The organism is Amycolatopsis sp. NPDC104863 (assembly GCF_055582965.1).
This window is the reverse complement of record NZ_JBVJOW010000008.1, coordinates 388,028-403,403: the sequence shown is the minus strand read 5'-3', so window position 1 is coordinate 403,403 and position 15,376 is coordinate 388,028. Positions and strand designations below refer to the sequence as shown.

12 protein-coding genes are annotated in these 15,376 nt (G+C 72.2%); 3 read left to right on the top strand and 9 right to left on the bottom strand.

What is annotated here, in order from left to right:
* Positions 1-11: 11 nt before the first annotated feature.
* The 4 genes from ACZ63J_RS37995 to ACZ63J_RS37980 are packed head-to-tail and all read right to left on the bottom strand — an operon-like array spanning position 12 to position 4,097.
* Positions 12-1,289 carry an ABC transporter substrate-binding protein gene (locus ACZ63J_RS37995; RefSeq protein WP_465407269.1) on the bottom strand — a complete coding sequence of 426 codons (1,278 nt, stop codon included), beginning with the start codon at positions 1,287-1,289 and terminating at the stop codon, positions 12-14.
* Positions 1,290-1,327: 38 nt separating this feature from the next.
* Complete coding sequence (locus ACZ63J_RS37990) at positions 1,328-2,155, bottom strand: carbohydrate ABC transporter permease (RefSeq protein ID WP_465407271.1); 828 nt, start codon at positions 2,153-2,155, stop codon at positions 1,328-1,330.
* A complete protein-coding gene (locus ACZ63J_RS37985; protein WP_465337148.1) occupies positions 2,155-3,096 on the bottom strand; it encodes a carbohydrate ABC transporter permease in 942 nt (313 codons plus the stop codon). The genes ACZ63J_RS37990 and ACZ63J_RS37985 overlap by 1 nt, the downstream gene beginning before the upstream one ends.
* A complete protein-coding gene (locus ACZ63J_RS37980) occupies positions 3,093-4,097 on the bottom strand; it encodes a LacI family DNA-binding transcriptional regulator (RefSeq protein ID WP_465407273.1) in 1,005 nt (334 codons plus the stop codon). Before ACZ63J_RS37980 ends, ACZ63J_RS37985 begins: the two co-directional genes overlap by 4 nt.
* Positions 4,098-4,327: 230 nt before the next feature.
* Here ACZ63J_RS37980 and ACZ63J_RS37975 point away from each other — a divergent pair, with 230 nt between their 5' ends.
* The gene (locus ACZ63J_RS37975) at positions 4,328-5,176 is read left to right on the top strand and encodes an alpha/beta hydrolase fold domain-containing protein (protein ID WP_465407274.1); all 849 of its coding nucleotides are present in this window, start codon (positions 4,328-4,330) and stop codon (positions 5,174-5,176) included.
* Between the two features lie 3 nt (positions 5,177-5,179).
* On the opposite strand, the gene ACZ63J_RS37970 is transcribed toward ACZ63J_RS37975, so the two are convergent.
* The 4 genes from ACZ63J_RS37970 to ACZ63J_RS37955 all read right to left on the bottom strand — a co-directional run bounded on the left by ACZ63J_RS37970 (position 5,180) and on the right by ACZ63J_RS37955 (position 9,665).
* Positions 5,180-6,010, bottom strand: coding sequence for a TIGR03621 family F420-dependent LLM class oxidoreductase (locus ACZ63J_RS37970; protein WP_465407276.1), 831 nt, complete (start codon positions 6,008-6,010; stop codon positions 5,180-5,182).
* 22 nt (positions 6,011-6,032) lie between these two features.
* Positions 6,033-8,258 (bottom strand): FtsX-like permease family protein, encoded by a 2,226-nt coding sequence (locus ACZ63J_RS37965; RefSeq protein ID WP_465407278.1) that lies wholly within the window; start codon positions 8,256-8,258, stop codon positions 6,033-6,035.
* A 208-nt stretch (positions 8,259-8,466) separates the two neighbouring features.
* Positions 8,467-9,147: an ABC transporter ATP-binding protein gene (locus tag ACZ63J_RS37960; protein WP_465407280.1), complete on the bottom strand. Its 681-nt coding sequence runs from the start codon at positions 9,145-9,147 to the stop codon at positions 8,467-8,469.
* Positions 9,144-9,665, bottom strand: a complete 522-nt coding sequence (locus tag ACZ63J_RS37955) for a PadR family transcriptional regulator (protein WP_465337155.1) — start codon at positions 9,663-9,665, stop codon at positions 9,144-9,146. The genes ACZ63J_RS37960 and ACZ63J_RS37955 overlap by 4 nt, the downstream gene beginning before the upstream one ends.
* A 172-nt stretch (positions 9,666-9,837) precedes the next feature.
* Here ACZ63J_RS37955 and ACZ63J_RS37950 point away from each other — a divergent pair, with 172 nt between their 5' ends.
* Positions 9,838-12,132: a PQQ-dependent sugar dehydrogenase gene (locus ACZ63J_RS37950; protein WP_465407282.1), complete on the top strand. Its 2,295-nt coding sequence runs from the start codon at positions 9,838-9,840 to the stop codon at positions 12,130-12,132.
* Positions 12,133-12,160: 28 nt separating this feature from the next.
* Here ACZ63J_RS37950 and ACZ63J_RS37945 read toward each other — a convergent pair whose 3' ends face one another.
* Entirely contained in the window at positions 12,161-13,405 is a 1,245-nt protein-coding gene (locus ACZ63J_RS37945; protein WP_465407284.1) for an RNA polymerase sigma factor, read from the bottom strand.
* Between the two features lie 372 nt (positions 13,406-13,777).
* Here ACZ63J_RS37945 and fadD8 point away from each other — a divergent pair, with 372 nt between their 5' ends.
* Entirely contained in the window at positions 13,778-15,373 is a 1,596-nt protein-coding gene (gene fadD8 / locus ACZ63J_RS37940) for a fatty-acid--CoA ligase FadD8 (RefSeq protein ID WP_465407286.1), read from the top strand.
* The last annotated feature ends 3 nt before the right edge of the window (positions 15,374-15,376 follow it).

The following is a 15,376-nucleotide window of genomic DNA, read 5'->3' as shown; positions in this document are numbered from 1 at the left end:
ATCCGCTCCTGTCACTTGCTGACGCTCTTCCAGCCGTCTTCCAGCTGCTTGGCCAGGCCGGCCGCGTCGATCTTCTGCCCGAGGAACTGCTGGTACGCCGGGGTCGCGACGGTGTCCTTCCACTGCGCGTACTTGCCGGCGAACAGGTAGGGCGCCGAGGTGAGGTACTCCCCCGACGCGAGGATCGCGTTCCAGCCGTTCTTCGCGCCGAGCTTGGCCGTCAGCGCCTGCCGCGCGGACGTCGTCGGCGGGATCAGCGCGTCGGCCTCGTTGATCGCGGCGAGGTTTTCGGTGCCGGTGAAGAAGTCCACGAACTCCGCGGCCTCCTTGACGTGCGCCGAGTCCTTGTTCACCGAGAGGGTCTGCGGGTTGGCCGCCTGCGCGGGGCCGGCCGAGCCGGCCAGCGGCGGCAGCACGACCCAGTCGAAGCCCTTCGGCGCGTCCTTCGCGATGTTGGCCGCCTGGTAGGAACCCTGGACGGTCATGGCGACCTGCCCGGCGTAGAACGGCGCGAGCGCCTTCGTGCCCGACTGCGTCAGCGTGACCGGCAGGATCGACTTGTCCTGGTGCGCCATGGCGTCCACGAGCTGCGGCAGCGCCTGCTCACCCTGGCCGACGCTCAGGTTCGCCTTGTCCCCCGTGCCCTCGAAGTACTTGCCGCCGAACCCGGGCGCCAGCGCGACAAACGCCGCCGTCGGGCTGGACAGGCCCCAGCCGAGGCCGAACTTGCCGTCCCTGGTGGTCGCCTTGGCGATCTGGCGCAGCTGGTCCCAGCTCATCGTGGCGCCGGTCGGGACCGTGACGCCGGCCTGCTGCAGCTGGGTCTTGTTCGCGAAGACCACATAGGACTGCAGCTCGGTCGGGGCGGCGATCACCTTGCCGTCGACGGTCACCGAGTCGAGCACGCCCTTGGGGATGTCGCTGCGCTTCTGCTCGGGCAGGTACTGCGTGAGGTCCGCGAGGTAGCCGTCGGTGGCGAACGGCGCGATGCCCGCGGCCTCGTAGTGCACGATGTCCGGCGCGGTGCCCGCGTTGAACTGGGTGATCAGCTTGTCGTAGACGCCGTCCCAGCCCGCCTGGACGATCTTGACCTGCGTGTCCGGGTGGGCCTTGTTCCAGTCCCCGACGATCTTCTGCGTCGCCGCGATCGCGGCGGGCTGGTCGGACAGGGACTGGAAGGTGAGGGTGACGGGGCCGTCCCCGCTGTCGCCGCTCCCGCTGCCGCACGCGGCGAGCAGCAGGCCGGTGACCGTCAGTGCGGTGGCTGCGAGCAAACGTCGTGTCTTCATCGACCGACCTTTCGGACTTTTCTTCGGGGGAAGGAGGGTCATCCCTTCACCGCCCCGGCCATCAGGCCGCTGGTGAGCTTTCTCCGCAGGATGCTGAAGAAGACGATGCTGGGGATGGCCGCGAGCACGGCGCCCGCGGCGAGCGGGCCGAGGGCGACCTTGCCCTCACCGCCGACGAACATGTTGAGTGTGATGGGCAGGGTGTAGTTCTCCGGCGACTGCAGCAGCACCAGGGCGAAGAAGAACTCGTTCCACGACGAGACGAAGCTGAACATCGCCGTCGCGACCACCCCGGGCGCCAGCAGCGGGAACACGATCGTGCGCAGCACGGTGAGCCGGCTCGCGCCGTCCATCGCGCCCGCTTCCTCGAGCTCCACCGGGATCGCCGCGACGTACCCCTGCAGCATCCAGAGCGCGAACGGCAGCATGTACGTCGTGTGCACCAGCGTCAGCCCGGCCAGGTTGTCGGCCAGCCCGAGCGTCCGCAGGATCAGGAACAGCGGCAGGATGATCAGCACCACCGGGAACACCTGGCTGACCAGGATCCAGCCGACACCGGCGGCGCGCACCCGGCCCTTGAGCCGCGCGAGCACGTACGCGGCGGGCACGGCGATGAGAACCGACAGCGCGGTCGACGCGAGCGCGACGACCAGGCTGTTGGCCGCGGACCGAACCAGGCCTTGCTTCTCGAAGGCCTCGGCGTAGTTGTCCCAGTGCCACTCGCTCGGCAGCAGGCTGACCGTCAGCGAGTTCAGCTCACCCGAGGACTTCACCGACGCGGAGATGAGCCACAGCAACGGAAAGCCGAGGAAGAGGATGTAGAGCGCGAGGGCCGCGTACTGGGCCGGGCGGACGAGGACCCGCATCAGCGCCCCTTTCCGGCGCGGTCGTCGCGGAACTGCGACCGCAGGTAGACGGCGAGGATGAGCACGACCACCACCACGAGGACCAGCCCCATCGCGGCGGCGTAGCCGATCTCCCGGTTCTTGAAGGCTTCGAGGTAGATGAACAGCACCGGGACCATCGTCTTGCCGCCCGGCCCGCCCGCGGTGAGCACGTAGACCAGCGAGAACGAGTTGAAGTTCCAGATGAAGTTCAGCGAGGTGATCGAGGTGACGATCGGGCGCAGGCTCGGCCAGGTGACCGCGGTGAACCGCCGCCACGCGCCCGCGCCGTCGACGGCCGCGGCTTCGTGCAGCTCGGCCGGGATCTGCTGCAGGCCGGCCAGCAGCGTCACCGTCGTCTGCGGCATGCCGACCCAGACCCCGACGACGATCACCGCGGGCAGCGCCGTGGAGAAGTCGCCGAGCCAGTTGACGTCGTCCGGGAGGCCGACCCCGCCGAGGAAGGCGTTGAGCGGGCCGCCGTTGGCCGAGTAGATCATCTGCCACATGATCGCCACGACGACCGGCGGCATCGCCCACGGCACGAGCGCGAGCACCCGCGTCAGGCCTTGGAGTTTGAGGCCCGAGTTGAGCAGCAGCGCCAGGCCCATCGCGGCGGCGAGCTGGAGCAGCGTGACGCCGACGGTCCAGATCATGCCGATCCGCAGCGAGTCCCAGAACAGGGTGTTGCCGGCGAGCTTGGTGAAGTTGTCGACCCCGGCGAAGCCGTAGTCGGGGTGGCGCACCAGGCGCGCGTCGGTGAAGGCCAGGAAGATCCCGACGACCAGCGGCGCGACGCTCAGCACGAGGATCGGGATCAGCGACGGCAGCACCAGCGCGATCGCCTCGCGCCGGCGGGTGCGGGCCATGGCCGGCTTCCGCCGCGGCGGCGCGGGCGACGGGCGCGTCAGGGTCGCGGTCATCGGGCGCCTCCGGTCGACTCGCGCACCATCAGCTCCGGGCCGACGGTGACCTGCTGGGCCTCGTGGTCCGGGTCGTCGGCGAGCTGCAGCATGATCCGCGCCGCCGCGCGCCCGCGTTCGGTCGAGCCGAGGGACACACTCGTCAGGCTGGGCTGGAAGACCCGGCCGAGCTCGGTGTCGTCCATCCCGGTGATCGCGACGTCTTCCGGCACGGACAGCCCGAGCTCGCGCACCGCCCGGATGGCCGCGATGGCGAGCAGGTCGTTCGCCGCGACGAGCGCGTCCAGCCGGCCGCGGGCGAGCAGCCTCCGGGCCGCTTCGAGCCCCGCGGTGACGGTGAAGTCGGCGGCGGTCTCCTTGTCGACGCGCTCGGCGGCGATCTCGGCCGCCACGGCGTCGAAACCCCGCTGCCGGGACGCGCCCGGCGTGGTGTCGACCGGGCCGTTGAGGAACCCGATCCGGCGACGGCCGATCGAGTGCAGATGCCGGACCGCCTCGCCGATCCCGCCCGCCGAGTCGGTGGAGACCGAGCTGATGCCCCGGTCGTCCAGCGCCCGCCCGATCACCACGACCGGCACCGGCGCCTGCTGGATCTCACGGATCAGCCGGTCGTCGGTGCGCAACGGGCTGACGATCATGCCGTCGACGAACCCGCTGTTGAGGCTGCGGACCAGCTCGGTCGTCGACGTCGCGGTGTCGCCGGTGCTCATCACGACGACCCGGTAGCCGTGCGGCTCGAGGACCTCGTGGATGGCCCGCATCATCTCGACGTAGACGGGGTTGCCGATGTCCGCGACCGCGAAGGCGACCTGGAAGGTCTTCTTCAGCCGCAGCGACCGGCCGATCGCGTCCGCGCTGTAGCCGAGCTCGGCGGCCGCGGCGCGGACCCGCTCGACCATCGCGGGGCTGGCGCCGGTCCCGTGCAGCGCGCGCGAGGTCGAAGCCAGGGAGACCCCGGCCCGCTCGGCCACCTGCAGCAGCGTGGCGCGTGTTGACGTCATCGTCGCCTCAACCTCGGGAGTGCGCTCTGGAAACGTTTCCAACTTCGGAAGCCGGACTTGGAAACGTTTCCAATCGGATTAATCCTGATACTGACACCCGTTCGGCGGTCGTGTCAACACGCCCGCGGTGCGCGCCGGGGCGGTCACGCCCAAACCACGCAAGGGGCGCATAACCTCCCGCATCCTGATACGGCTCGACCCCCGCCGCCCCGGGTGCCGATAGTGGTGTCGTGCTCACCTCCCGTGCCCCCTTCACCCTCCCCCGGGCCGAGCGGACCGGGACGCGGGTGTCCTATCGCGACGCGCTCGTGGCGCCCCTCGCCGGCTACCGGCCCCTGCTGCTCGACCTCGTCGTGCCGGCCGGGCAGGCGCCCGCCGAGGGCCATCCCGTCGTGGTGTTCCTCTACGGCGGCGCGCCGGCGGCCGGCTCCCACAAGCACAGCCGGCTGGGCGACCAGGTGACGGACCGGCTGGTGGCGGCCGGGTTCGCCGTCGCGCGGGCGCAGTACCGGCACGGGCGCGAAGCTCCTTTTCCCGCGCAGCTCCACGACGTGAAGGCCGCTGTCCGGTGGGTGCGGCACCACGCGGACGAGCTGGCGCTCGACGCCGGGCGCGTCGCGGCCTGGGGTCATTCGGCGGGCGGGTACCTGTCCGCGATGCTCGCGGTGACGGCGGACGAGCCCGATTTCGACGGCGACCTCGGCATCACCGGCCCGTCCAGCTCGGTGGGCGCGGCGATCGTGTGGAGCGCGCCGACCGACTTCACGCACATCCCGCCGCCGCCGGAGGGGTTCGCGCTGCACAACAGTGGCCACGACCCCCACGACTGGCGGCCCGGCGCGACGGCGAGCCCGCTCTTCCACGCGTCGGCGAGCTCGGCGCCGCTGCTGCTGGTGCACGGCACCGACGACGTCGGGATCCCCATCGCCCACAGCGAAGCGCTGGTCGCGGCGTACTGGCGCGCCGGCGCGGACGCCGACCTGATCCGGCTCGACGGCACCGGCCACTTCTACGGCGAGCGGAAGCTGCAGCAGGTCACCGGCGACGGGATCGCGTTCCTCCGCGCCCACCTCGGCTGAAGGTCAGCGCAGCTGCCCGATCACCTCGGCGAGGTAGGGCATGTCCGGCTCGAAGACGCTGAAGTAGCTGATCCCGAACCGGTCCCGGAGCTGCCGCAGCCGATCCGCCGCCTCGTCCGGCGAGCCGAGCAGGACGCAGGGCAGCCGGGTCGCCTGCTCGTCGTCCGTCACGCCGGTCGCGCCGCGGACCCGGCCGAGGGCGAGCTCGCCGCGGTTCCGGGCCGCCGCGACCAAGAGCAGGTTGAGCTCGACGTCGCGGTCGCCGGCGGCCTCGCGCACCACCTCGATCCGCTCGGCGAGCAGCTCCTCCGAGCCGCTCGTCTCGGGCGGAAGGCTGACGATGTCGGCCTCGCGCCCGGCCAGCCGCAGCACGCGGTCGCCCGCGCCGCCGACCATGATCGGCGGGATGGGCTTGTCGGGCTGCTCGGCCAGCAGCGCCAGCGTGCCGGCGAGGGTCCGTTCGAGGCGCTGAACCCGTTCGGCGCCGGTGCCGAACGGCACGCCCGCCGCCTCGTATTCGGCTTCCATGTAGCCGGCGCCCAGTCCCAGTTCGAAGCGGCCGTCGGTGAGGCGGTGGATCTCGGCGACGTCTCGGGCCAGGTAGCCGGGGTTGAGGACACCGGTGTTGAGCACGTAGGTGCCGACCCGCAGCCGTGTCGTCGCCATGGCCGCGGCCACCAGGGCCGGGAACGGCGCGGGGCAGCCGACGAGGTGGTCGACGACCTGGAGCACGTCGAACCCGGCGTCCTCGACCGCACGCGCGCGGTCTTGCCACTCCTGCCGGGACTCGACGTTGAACAGGCTGACACCGAAGCGGAACGGGCGGTCACTCATGGGTCCAGGCTGGCACACTCCGTCACTCCTCGCGCAGGTGCTCCAGGCTCGACGTCCGCCACAGCGCCGGAAGCGTCACGAGCGTGACGGCCAGGACCGCCGCGGCCGCGGTCGCCGAAAGGACGCCGATCATCCTCGCGTCGACGGCCATCGGGCGGTGCAGCACCAGGGTGAGCAGCAGCCAGTCGAGCCCGAGCCCGGCGAGCACCGCGACGACGACGGCCACCGCGACCGGGATCGCCAGCTGCCAGACCAGGGACCGGGCGAGCACCCCGTGGCCGACGCCGTTCGCCCGGAGCGTGGCGAGGCTGCGCCGCCGTTCGCGGAGCTGCTCGAACGCCGCGATCAGCAGGCTGCCCGCGGCGAGCAGCAGCACCAGGACCGAACCCACCGACAGCACGCGGGTGATCAGCGCGTAGGTGCCGTCCCGTTCGGTGCCCAGCGAGCTGACGTTCCCGTTCCAGCCCACGGTGTTGCGGATGGCTTCCACGAGCGCCGGGTCCGCGGCGGCGATCGTCGCCGACGCCGACAGCGCGACGGCCTTTGCGGTGGCGAGCGCCGCCGGGGTCACCAGGAGCTCCATCGGCCCGTCGGCGGGCGCCAGGTGGAAGCCGTCCGCCGGAATCGTCCACTGTGGAGTGTCCGAGTACCGGGTGAAGGAGACCTGCTCGCCCGGGGCCGGGCGGTGGCCGCCGGCTGCGGGTGTCCCGGCGGCGAAGACGTCACCGTCGTGGCAGTCCGCGAGACCCAGTTCGGCGCAGGTCCCGACCAGGACCGGAGTCGGCTGCCCGGCCGCGGTCCGGACGAGGCCGCGGGTCCGCACCGGCACGTCGCCGAGCCCGGGCAGGCGGTGGAGGGCGGCGGTGAAGGCCTGGGCGTCGGGAACGGTGGTGGCCTGGAAGGTCGCGAGGACGCGGACGGTGGTGGGCGGCGGCCGGTCGCTTTCGGCGCGGGCGTAAACACCTTGCAGGGCAATGGATCCGGTGAGCACCACGGCGATCCCGCTCACGAGCCGCGCGGCCGTCGCGGTGTCCAGCTGAATCCGGCGGACGGCCAGCAGCCAGGCCGGCGAACCGCCGCGGAGCCGGCCCGCGAGCCGCTCGACCAGCCACGGCAGCAGCGCCGGGACGGCGCACAGGACCAGGGTCACGCCGACGACGACGGCGGGATCCAGGGCGTCGGGCTCGCTGCTGCCCACGCGGGTGGCCATGAGCCCGCCGCCGGCGAGCGCGGGCAGCAGCCGCCACCAGAACTTCCGGCGCAGCCGGGTGCCGCGCCGCACGACGCCCAGCGGCTCGATGACCACCCGCCGCAGCGCGAAGACCGCCGCGGCGGACGCCAGCAGGGGTAGGAGCAGCAGGACCGGGACGCCGAGCCGCCAGTCGGGCACGACGTCGGCGCCGAAGATCCCGCCACGGAAGGCGGACACGGTGATCTTCGGGACGAGCAACCGGACGAGCAGGAACAGCGCCCCGCCGACAACGAGGCCGGCGAAGGAGCCGAGAAGCGCTTCCCCGGCGGCGATCCGGCGCACCTGGCCACGATCGGCGCCGACCAGTCGCAGGGCGGCGAGCCGCCGGTCCCGGGAGGCCGCGGCCAGCCGGGTGCTCGTGACGACGAAGACGAAGACCGGAACGAGGCAGGTGGTCGCGCCCACAACGACGAGCAGCAGCTCGATGGCGTCGAAGCCCCGCCGGAAGGGTTCCCCACCAAACCGACTCACGGCGGCGGCCTCCGGCTGCCCGGCCACGGTGTCGGAGCCGAGGTAGAAGTAGAGCTCGTTCGGCCCGGTGAGCCCGGCGTCGCCGATGGTGCCGATGACGCGGTGCGGGAAGCGGGGCCGCAGCAGCTCACCGTCCGGGGAGGCGAGGAGTGCAACGAGCGCCGGAGAAAGAACGGCTTCCCCGGGCCCGGGCAGCCGCCCGACACCGGGGGCGGCGGGTGGGTGCGGGCCGGTCGGCTGTACGAGGTAGCCCTCCAGGCCGCGACCGCGGAACTCGTCGTCCCGCTGGACGGCGAAGACCGAATCAACGCCACCGACGGCTTCGGCGATCGGCATCCGCGCGGCGCCACGATCGCCTCGGGCGCCGAGCATGTGCGGGAGGGAGGTGGCAGCGAGGAGAACGGCTACACCGAGCCCGACACCGACGGCGGTCAGGCTGAGGCGCAGGAGGGCGGTCCGGGCGCCTCCACCGCCGAGGGCGAGGCGAATGCCGAGGAGAAGGTCGGCTGTCCAGCGGCGGATCATCGGGATACCTCGGGAGTCGGAGCACCGGAGGTGCGCGCCAAGCCTCTGAACCACAGGTCAGTTGGGCTGCGGTGGACCACCGCGAACCTCCAGCCACCGCGCGGCAAGTCAACGGGCCGATGCCGAATCCCGCTGGCCCTCCGGCCGCTCAACCCGCACACCAACGCCACCCCGCGGCCGAGCCTCAGACCGCTCCTCCCCCACCCGATCATCGGGTCATCTCCAACTCTCGAGTCCGGCCGTCGCGAACCACCACTTCACGGTCCGAGTACGCCGCCACCCGGGCCTCGTGGGTCACCAAGACCACCGCCGTGTCGCGCTCGCGGGCTGCCGCCGTCAGCAGCTGCATCACCTGTTCACCGTTGAGGGAGTCCAACGCACCCGTCGGCTCGTCGGCGAACACCACCCGGGGATTCGTCACCAGAGCTCGAGCCACCGCCACCCGCTGGCCCTGGCCGCCCGACACCTCGCCCGGCCGCTTACCCGCCACCTCCGCCAAACCCAGCTCCGCCAGCATCGCCCGCGCTCGCGGTGTGGCCGTCCGGGCGCGGTCGCCGTTCAGGCGCATCGGCAGCGCCACGTTCTCCAAGCACGTGAGCTCCGGGACCAGCTGGCCGAACTGGAAGACGAACCCGAACTCCGTGCGGCGCAACGCCGATCGCCCGCGGTCGGTCATCTCCGCCAGGTCCGCGCCCTGGTAGCGGACCGTGCCGGCGTCGGGCCGGACGATGCCCGCCAGGCAGTGCAGGAGCGTGGACTTGCCCGCCCCCGACGGCCCCATCAGGGCCACGATCTCCCCCGCGCGCACCCGCAGGCTCGCGCCGCCCAGTGCGTCGGTGGGGCCGTACGCCTTCCGGACGTCCAGTGCCTCCAGCAGGACCTCGCTCACGCGATCTCCTTCGCCAGCTGGTCGAGCCGGGCCGCCGTCAGCTCCAGCCAGCGGAGGTCGGCCTCCAGGTGGAACAGCGCGTGGTCGCAGATCAGCTGGTCGACCAGGTCACCCGCGGTCTTGCGGCGGGTCAGCTCGCGCATGGCGTCGAGGTGGGCCGCGCGCTGGACGTCGAGGACCTCGGCCGCGGGGCGCCCGGACAGCAGCGCCAGCACCACCTTGGTGTACAGCGTGTTGTGCAGGTACGCGTCGGGCTTCTCCGGGGTCGCCAGCCAGCTGCCGACGTCGGCGACCCCGGCGTCGGTGATCGCGTAGCGCTTGCGCTCGGGGCCGCCGTCCACCTCGACGCCGTCGGCCTCCACCAGGCCCTGCTTCAGGAGCCGGGCCAGCGTCGAATAGACCTGCCCGTAGTGCACCTGGCGGTCGTGCCCGAACCGGTCGTCATAGGCGCGTTTCAGGTCGTAGCCGTGCCGGGGGCCGTTCTCCAGCAGGCCGAGCAACGTGAGTCCGATCGACATGCCGACGACTCTACACGGTGTGTATAGCCGGAGTTTATACACCCCGTTCATAGTGATCTTTTGCGCGTTTCGTGCGCATTTTCGGGTTCCGGCGTAACACCTTCCGGACGTCCGACGGCATATCGGACAGCTTCGACGCTTTTGTCCGGTCCCCGGCGTTCAGGAGTTCGTCATGCGTTCCTCGTCCCGAAGATCCCGAAGATCCCGGCGCGCCCTGGCGGCGGCCGTCGTGCTGCCGCTGGCCGGCGCCCTCGCGGTGGCCGTCGCGCCGCCCGCCGCCGCCGTTCCCACCGGCTTCGTCGACACCGTCGCGATCGGCGGCCTCAGCTCGCCGACCGCCGCGGCCTTCGCGCCCGACGGGCGGGTGTTCGTCGCCGAGAAGAGCGGGCTGCTCAAGGTCTTCGACTCCCTCGCCGACCCGACGCCGACCGTGTTCGCCGACCTCCGCACGCAGACCCAGGACTTCTGGGACCGCGGCCTGCTCGGGCTCGCGGTCGACCCCGCGTTCCCCGCGCGCCCGTACGTCTACGTCTCTTACACCCTCGACGCCCTGCCCGGCGGCGCCGCGCCGAAGTGGGGCGACACCTGCCCGACCCCGCCGGGCGCGACCGACCAGGGCTGCGTCGTGACCGGCCGCGTCTCGCAGCTGACCATGGGCCCGGCCGGCATCGCGGTCAGCGAGAAGCCGCTCGTCACCGGCTGGTGCCAGCAGTTCCCCAGCCACTCCGTCGGCGCGCTGGCGTTCGGCCCGGACGGCGCCCTGTACGCCGGCGGCGGGGACGGCGCGAGCTTCAACTTCGCCGACTACGGCCAGGTCGGGAACCCCTGCGCCGACCCGCCTTCGCCGGCCGGGACCAACCTCGCGCCGCCGTCGGCCGAAGGCGGCGCGCTGCGGTCGCAGTCACCCCGGCGCACCGCCGGGCAACCGGTGCTGCTCAACGGCGCGCTGCTGCGCCTGAACCCCGACACCGGCGAAGGCCTGCCCGGCAACCCCTTCGCCAGCAGCGCCGACGCCAACGCCCGGCGGGTCATCGCCTACGGCTCGCGCAACCAGTTCCGCTTCGGGTTCCGGCCGGGCACCGGCGAGCTGTGGGCCGGTGACGTCGGCTGGAACACCTGGGAAGAGATCAACCGGGTCGCCGACGCGGGCGACGCGGTGGCGGAGAACTTCGGCTGGCCGTGTTTCGAAGGCGCCGCCCGGCAAGCCGGTTACGACGGCGCGAACCTCGACCGGTGCGAGTCCCTGTACTCGGCCGGCGGGCAGAGCGCGCCGTACTACGCCTACAACCACAACGCCAAGGTCGTCGCGAGCGACCCGTGTCCCACCGGCGGTTCCTCGATCAGCGGGATCACCTTCGAGGCGGGCAGCAACTACCCGGCCGCCTACGCCGGCGCGTTGTTCTTCGCCGACTCCTCGCGCGGTTGCATCTGGGCGATGCAGACGGCGAACGGCCAGCCGAGCCCGAGCCGGATCGTGCCGTTCGTGACCGGCGTCAACGCGCCCGTGCAGGTGCTCACCGGGCCGGGCGGCGACGTCTTCTACGTCGCGCTGGGCAGTGGTGAGCTGCGGCGGGTGAGCTACCCTGGCGGCACCAACCGCCCGCCGGTCGCGGCGGCCACGGCCACCCCGTCCAGCGGGCCGGCGCCGCTGGCCGTCCGGTTCGACGGCACCGGGTCCACCGATCCGGACGCCGGTGACGTGCTGACCTACGCGTGGGACCTCGACGCCGACGGCGCGTACGACGATTCGACGTCCCCGCAGCCCACCTGGACCTACACGGCCGCGGCGGCGGTCGACGCGGGGCTGCGCGTGACCGACTCCCACGGCGCGACGGCGACCACGACGGTCCGGGTGACCGTCGGGAACCCGGCGGGCCTCGATCCGGTGCCGGTCATCGACTCCCCCACCGCCGCGCTGACCTGGTCGGTCGGGCAGACCGTGCCCTTCGCCGGCCGCGCGATCGACGCCCAGGACGGCACCCTGCCGCCGTCGGCGTTGTCGTGGCGGCTCGCGATCCGGCACTGCGCGGCCAACGGCACCTGCCACACCCACAACGTCCAGGACTTCCCCGGGGTGGCTTCGGGTTCGTTCGTCACGCCGGACCACGAGTACCCGTCGTACCTGCAGCTGACCCTGACGGCGACGGACTCGACGGGCCGGACCGGCTCGAAGACCGTCGACCTGCAGCCGAAGACGGTGACGCTGAACTTCACGTCGAACCCGGACCAGACGCTGCTCACCGTCGGCGGGACCCAGCAGCGCACACCGTTCTCCCGGACGGTGATCGCCGGGTCGACGAACTCGATCAGCGCGGACAGCCCGCAGAACCTGCCGCCGCTCAACCTGAAGTACGCCTACACGAGCTGGGCGCACGGCGGGGCGCGGGCGCAGAACGTCGTCGCGCCGCCGGCGGGTGCGACGTATCAGGCGAAGTACCGGCTCTGCTGGCTGCTGCAGCCCTGCTGAGCGGATGACCCGGCCCCGCGGGGCCGGGTCATCCCTCCGGGTTCTTCGTCTTCTCGGGTTTTGCCGACCTGGACGCTTGCTTTTCGGCCTTCCTCGACTCTTTCGCCGCTTGTTTCGACTCTTTCGCGGCCTGCTTCGACTCCTTCGCCGCCTGCTTGTCGTTCGTGGCCGCACCGGTCTCCGTCGCGGACTCCGACTCCGCGGCGGCGGCCGTCTCGTCGGGCGAGGTGGGCGGCGCCGACGTGAGCTGCGCCGACGACGTGTCGCGCGGGCCCCCGTCGGCCGGCACCGCGCCGCCGGGCCGGGTCGGAACCGGTTGCACCGTCGTGGTTTCGCCGCCGGGAGCCGGGGGCGGCGCCACGACGGCGGTGCTCGCGCCGATGGTCACCGTCGTCGCCAGTGCCGCGCCGGCCGCGGCCACCTTCGCCGCGGTGACCCACGAGAGGGTGGACGCGCTCGTGGCGCCGGAGGAAGCCAGGGATCCGGTGGCGGACAACACTTGCGTCACGAGCGGGACGCCGAGGATGAGCGGCGCGACGGCGGCGGGCAGCTCTTCGTTCAGCTGCCGCAGGCCGCCGGCCAGCTCGCGGCACTCCGCGCAGCGGGCGAGGTGCGTGGTGATCCGGTTCGCCTTGTGGTCGCCGATCCCGTCCCGCACCCACCGCGCGAGCTGGCCGGAGACGTCCCGGCAGGTGCGCCGGCGGGCCACCGGGACGTGCTGGTCGAGATAAGCCTGGCGCAGCCCTTCCCGGGCGCGGTAGGCCAGCGCGGCGACGCTGTTCGGCGTCATCCCGAAGTCTTCGGCGATCCGGGCGGGCGACTCGCCTTCGATCTCGGTCCGCCACAGCACGGCGCGCCAGCGTTCGGGCAGGCTCGCGAACGCGTTCGCCGCGACGGAGGCGTGCATCCGGCTGCCCACGCGGTCGTCGCTGCCTTCGCCCGGCAGGACGTCCGGCACCTCGGCGACCACGGCCACGGCGGAGTCGCGCCGGCGCCAGCTGATCATGGTGTTCCGGATGGTGGTGAGGAGATAGGGGCGGAAATCCTCGTCCGGCCCCTCGCCGGAGCGCAGAATCCGCAGTACGCGGGTGAAGCCTTCAGCGACCAGGTCGTCCCGCTCGGCCTCACCGTCCGCGATCGCGGCCGCCACCCGCCGCGCGGCGACGTAGTGCCGGTCGTACAGATCCCCATACGCGGCAATGTCTCCGCCGCGCACGGCTTCGATCAAAGCCGCGTCGCTCGAACCGGTCATCGCCGGCGCCAGGTCGGTCACCACACATCCCCTCGCCCGTGCGCTTGCACGTGCAGAACATCGTGCATGGTGGCGTAACGGGTGGCCGGACGCAAGGTTCGGAGCCCGCCGAGAATGTGCGCCGCGGTCGGCCACGGCGACGCCGGGTCACCGAAACCGTCGCCGAGGCGCCAACCGGACGCGCGGCTCGCTCTTTTTCCGCCGCCCGCCACCGGATTTCGAAGTGACACCCGGCTTCGAATTGACTCTTCCCAGGCCGGCGGCCGGGCCAAGCGGGCGTTTCCGGCACAGGAACCCGTTCCACCGGCCCGCGGCGCGGACAAGTCTTGCGCGGGGAGGGTACAGTGTCGAAAACAGTAACGTGTTCTAGTTTGCGCCGTGGAGGGAACCGGGATGGACGAGCAGCCGATGCGGTATCCGAACCACCTCGGTCACCTGGTCGTCTCCGCTCTGAAACGCCACCGGGACGCCTCGGTGATGGTGCTGGGCGAGACCACGATGACCGGGGGCCGGACCGCCGAGCAGGTCAGCCAGTACGCCCAGGCCTTCGAGACGCTCGGGGCCGGCACCGGCGCGGCGGTGGCGCTGCTGTCGCTGAACCGCCCCGAGGTCCTGCTGATCATCGCCGCGGGCCAGCTGCAGGGCTCCCGCCGGACGGCGCTGCACCCGCTCGGCTCGCTCGACGACCACGCCTACATCCTCGGCGACGCCGGGATCACGACGCTCATCATCGACCCGGTGCCCGCGTTCGTCGACCGGGCGCTCGGCCTGCTCGAGAAGGTGCCCGGCCTGACGAAGGTGCTCACCATCGGGCCGGTGCCCGACAAGCTGGCCCACGTCGGCGCGGACCTGACCGCGGCCGCCGCGGAGTTCGAGCCCGGCCCGCTGGCGCCCGCCGACCTGCCGCCGGACCAGGTCGTCTCGATCACCTACACCGGCGGGACGACCGGCAAGCCGAAGGGCGTCATGGGCACCGCGCAGGCGATGGCGACCATGACCCAGATCCAGCTCGCCGAATGGGAGTGGCCCGAGGCGCCGAAGTTCCTCATCTGCACTCCGCTGTCGCACGCCGGCGCGGCGTTCTTCGCGCCGACGCTGCTCAAGGGCGGCTCGCTGGTCGTGGTGCCGAAGTTCGACCCCGCCGACGTGCTGCGCATCATCGAAGAGCAGCGGATCACCGCGACGATGCTCGTGCCGACCATGCTCTACGCGCTGATGGATCACCCCGACTCGCGCACCCGCGACCTGTCCTCGCTGCAGACGGTCTACTACGGGGCCGCGTCGATCAACCCGGTGCGGCTGCGCGAGGCGATCGACCGGTTCGGGCCGATCTTCGCGCAGTACTACGGCCAGTCCGAAGCGCCGATGGCGATCAGCTACCTCGCCAAGGGCGACCACGACGACGCGCGCCTGGCCTCGTGCGGCCGGCCGTCGGCCTTCCTGCGCACGGCGTTGCTCGACGCCGACGGCAACCCGGTCGCCCCGGGCGAACCCGGGGAGATCTGCGTGGCCGGGCCGCTGCTCGCCGGCGGCTACTGGAACCTGCCCGAGATCACCGCGGAGACGTTCCGCGACGGCTGGCTGCACACCGGCGACGTCGCCCGCGAGGACGAGGACGGCTTCTGGTTCATCGTCGACCGCGTCAAGGACATGATCGTCACCGGCGGGTTCAACGTCTTCCCCCGCGAAGTCGAGGACGTCGTCGCCGAGCACCCCGCGATCGCGCAGGTCGGCGTGATCGGCACGCCCGACGACAAGTGGGGCGAAGCCGTGACGGCGGTGGTGGTCCTGCGCTCGGACGCCGACTCCGGCGAGGCCGCGATCGAGAAGCTGACGGGCGAGATCCAGGCGTCGGTCCGGGAGCGCAAGGGCCCGGTGCACGTGCCCAAGCAGGTGATCGTCGCCGCGTCCCTGCCGATGACCGGGCTGGGCAAGCCGGACAAGAAGGCCCTGCGCGCCCAGTACGAGCCCCGGAGCGCGACCGTGTAGGGC

Coding starts and splice junctions, on each gene's coding strand:
- fadD8 (WP_465407286.1), top strand. CDS start 13,778: ATGGACGAGCAGCCGATGCGGTATCCGAACCACCTCGGTCACCTGGTC.
- ACZ63J_RS37995 (WP_465407269.1), bottom strand. CDS start 1,289: ATGAAGACACGACGTTTGCTCGCAGCCACCGCACTGACGGTCACCGGC.
- ACZ63J_RS37955 (WP_465337155.1), bottom strand. CDS start 9,665: ATGTCGATCGGACTCACGTTGCTCGGCCTGCTGGAGAACGGCCCCCGG.
- ACZ63J_RS37970 (WP_465407276.1), bottom strand. CDS start 6,010: ATGAGTGACCGCCCGTTCCGCTTCGGTGTCAGCCTGTTCAACGTCGAG.
- ACZ63J_RS37965 (WP_465407278.1), bottom strand. CDS start 8,258: ATGATCCGCCGCTGGACAGCCGACCTTCTCCTCGGCATTCGCCTCGCC.
- ACZ63J_RS37985 (WP_465337148.1), bottom strand. CDS start 3,096: ATGACCGCGACCCTGACGCGCCCGTCGCCCGCGCCGCCGCGGCGGAAG.
- ACZ63J_RS37980 (WP_465407273.1), bottom strand. CDS start 4,097: ATGACGTCAACACGCGCCACGCTGCTGCAGGTGGCCGAGCGGGCCGGG.
- ACZ63J_RS37950 (WP_465407282.1), top strand. CDS start 9,838: ATGCGTTCCTCGTCCCGAAGATCCCGAAGATCCCGGCGCGCCCTGGCG.
- ACZ63J_RS37990 (WP_465407271.1), bottom strand. CDS start 2,155: ATGCGGGTCCTCGTCCGCCCGGCCCAGTACGCGGCCCTCGCGCTCTAC.